The 2,773-nt window shown below is 46.5% G+C and carries 6 protein-coding genes; all 6 read left to right on the top strand.

Going from position 1 to position 2,773, the window contains the following annotated elements; translation table 11 throughout:
* The coding region (locus tag FW758_RS24215) for a Mor transcription activator family protein (RefSeq protein ID WP_446446791.1) at nucleotides 1–124 on the top strand (124 nt) is incomplete at its 5' end.
* A 113-nt stretch (nucleotides 125–237) separates the two neighbouring features.
* Entirely contained in the window at nucleotides 238–672 is a 435-nt protein-coding gene (locus FW758_RS24210) for a hypothetical protein (RefSeq protein ID WP_063884371.1), read from the top strand.
* Nucleotides 673–694: 22 nt separating this feature from the next.
* A complete protein-coding gene (locus FW758_RS24205) occupies nucleotides 695–1,252 on the top strand; it encodes a hypothetical protein (protein ID WP_063884372.1) in 558 nt (185 codons plus the stop codon).
* 80 nt (nucleotides 1,253–1,332) lie between these two features.
* Nucleotides 1,333–1,629: a hypothetical protein gene (locus tag FW758_RS24200; protein ID WP_446446790.1), complete on the top strand. Its 297-nt coding sequence runs from the start codon at nucleotides 1,333–1,335 to the stop codon at nucleotides 1,627–1,629.
* Entirely contained in the window at nucleotides 1,619–2,188 is a 570-nt protein-coding gene (locus FW758_RS24195) for a lysozyme (RefSeq protein ID WP_446446789.1), read from the top strand. The genes FW758_RS24200 and FW758_RS24195 overlap by 11 nt, the downstream gene beginning before the upstream one ends.
* Nucleotides 2,185–2,769, top strand: a complete 585-nt coding sequence (locus tag FW758_RS24190; RefSeq protein ID WP_446446788.1) for a hypothetical protein — start codon at nucleotides 2,185–2,187, stop codon at nucleotides 2,767–2,769. The genes FW758_RS24195 and FW758_RS24190 overlap by 4 nt, the downstream gene beginning before the upstream one ends.
* The last annotated feature ends 4 nt before the right edge of the window (nucleotides 2,770–2,773 follow it).

Here is a 2,773-nt window from a genome sequence, read left to right as displayed (position 1 = left end):
GTTTAAGGGCAACAACCTTGAGCAATTAAGCCGCGATTATGGCTTAACCGAGCGAAGAGTGAGCGAGATTGTAGCCGAACAACGCGCGGCATTTGTGGCAAGAAAGCAAAGGCGGTTGTTTTGAAATCGAATCTATATCACAGGGCTACCAATAGGTAGCCCTTTTTATTCGTCGATTTTGGCGATAAACTCAACAAAACTTACAATGGATATGTTGAACAGTTAGGACGTTGAAACATGATTAAATGGATATTACTCGCTAGTTTTGTGGCACTGCATAGCACAAATGTAAATGCTGAAATTTACAAGTGCACCATTGATGGTGTTGAGTCCTACAGCCAAGATCCATGTGCCGATGATGCGCAACTGATCACCGTCACTCCACCCGCTAAACTACATTCAGATAAAGATACTCTGAGCATGGATGAATTGTTAGAACAATGTACCGCCGTGCTAAAGAGAAGTGCGACGTTTAAAGACCCTGATTCGGTACAGGTTTTAAGCTATAAGCCTGATTGGGTAAGTGATAAAAGCGGCGTGCGAAGAGTATTAATGATGGAAATAAATGCTAAAAATGGTTATGGCGGTTATAACGGCGGGGAATTTTTCCCATGTTATCTTAACCATAGCGGGACAAAATTAAGTGATCACCAATTTTTGATAAACAAGTAAGAGTCAATCAAAGGGTAATTCAATGGACGAGTTAGCAAATGGGTTTAATTGGCTGAATACATTAGGCATTCCTGCTGCTATAAGTGGTGTTTTTGCTTTTATAGGTAAGCGCTATCTGGACAAGCGACTAAATGAAGAGAAATCTTATCTGGAGCATGTATTAAATCAAAAACGTGAGATACAAAAACAACAATTAAAAAACTCTGAATTTATCTTTCATAAGCAATATGAAGCTTCTCAGGAGTTATATTTATTAAGGCGATCGTTGTTGCCAGAATATCGAACTCCAGACATGGATTGGGAGGATGCGATGGAGTTCGTGTCTGAAAATCTAGGCATTTCAGCTGAACAATTAAACGGGTTTCTTGGTAAGTATTTTACTGTTTTATCTCCTAATATTGTTGAGTTACTCCAGAAAGCTATAAACGCTGCAGAAGAGGGACAGTTTTACAGTGATAAGCCAGCATTTATTGCGGCTAATGCAATGTATAAATCTGTAGAAGAATGTTCTTCACTGCTTAAGTCTGAAGTCGATGGTCAACGTCGTGTAGAAATAAAATTTTCGATGAAAGCAAAGTAAACTAATCCCGAAACCTTTCCAATCCGCTCCAAACCCTTAAGCCGAGACAATGAACCCATGTTCACTGTCTCGGTTTTTTTATGGCCTTTGTCACCCACAACAACTTTCGTAGCGGCGTTAACAGTATGCCGATTGCGAATGCGCAGCCCAAACGCATACAAAACCGAGTCTATCGCCAGTGCGCCAAAGACGGTTTTAATGCCCGTATCAAGGCGGAGTTATCAGGCAATGTACCTACCGTCGTGCCTTTGTATAGCAACAGTCTCACCCGTCAAAGTTACTTTGAACAAGGCTGGCATGCCGTCACTCACCTCCATATTTTAAAAGCCCGCGAGCAACGCAAGGCACAAGCTACGGTGGTGCCTAATGAACAGTAAACTCAAGGCGATTTTACTGGCCGTAGGCTTAAGTTCGGCGGCCATCACTGGCGCACAACTTACCGATAAATGGGAAGGCAATAGCCTGGTCGTCTATGTCGATGCGGTTGGCGTGCTGACCGCATGCCGTGGCCATACGAGCAAAGACTTAAAGCTTGATCAAATCTTCACAGAGCAGCAATGCATGGAGATCTTTGCTAAGGATATCGCCAAGGAAGATAAGCAGTTGCTCAGCCTCACCGCGCCCGTAACGCTCACCCACAGTGAGCACGCCGCCTATTTATCGTTTTTGCACTGGGCGGGATACGGCAACTTTGCCAGCTCAACCTTGCGTAAAAAGCTGTTAGCTGGCGACAGAGTGGGCGCGTGCAAAGAGCTAACCCAAGCCTGTTCAACCAATAAGCAAACGGGTGAGCGCGTCTGCAATGGCTGGACGTATGGCACCGACCTATTCGGTAACAAGGTGCGCCTAAATGGCCTCATCAAGCGCCGCGCCGAAGAGCAAGCTATTTGCTTAAGCGAACTGGGCCTCTCGCAATCAAAGGGGAGCGCGCAATGAATCCCTCACAAATCATTAGCACTGTGCAGTGGCTATTTTTGTCACTGGCATTAGTCACCATTGGGCTGATGTACCACCAACAGCAGAGCACTAAGAGCCAACTTACCCAAGCGTTAGCTGACAGTGCAACCCTGAAACAGAGCGCAGATGCCCTGGCGGTATGGCTGCAAGACGCCAACCTTGAACACTTTGCCCTAAAAGCCGAAGGCGAAACCCTCGCCCTGCAGGTGCAAACCGTCGAACAGCAAAAGGCCGCGTTAGCCAACCGCAATCAAGATCTTAACCATCAACTCACCCAGTTACTTGAGGACGCCCAGGATGAACAAACACAAACATGGCGTGTGGCTAGTGTGCCTAACGATGTTGTGCGCGTGTACGACAACGCCGCCCGCTGTGCGTTACGTGCCCACTTACAAAACAGCGTATGTGTTGCCGCCCGAAGCACTGATGCGCGAGTGCAACGTCACTCAGGTACCGCCACAGGTATTGCAGTGCCTGCAAACCCAACAGGTGGTGTGTCTTCGCAACCCACCGCTCAGCAATCAAGAGTTAGCGGGGCTAATGCTCTCGCTACTCACTGATCTT

The organism is Shewanella sp. 1180_01, assembly GCF_052850535.1.
Note: the sequence above shows the minus strand (reverse complement) of the source record. Positions and strands in the feature narration are given on the sequence as shown.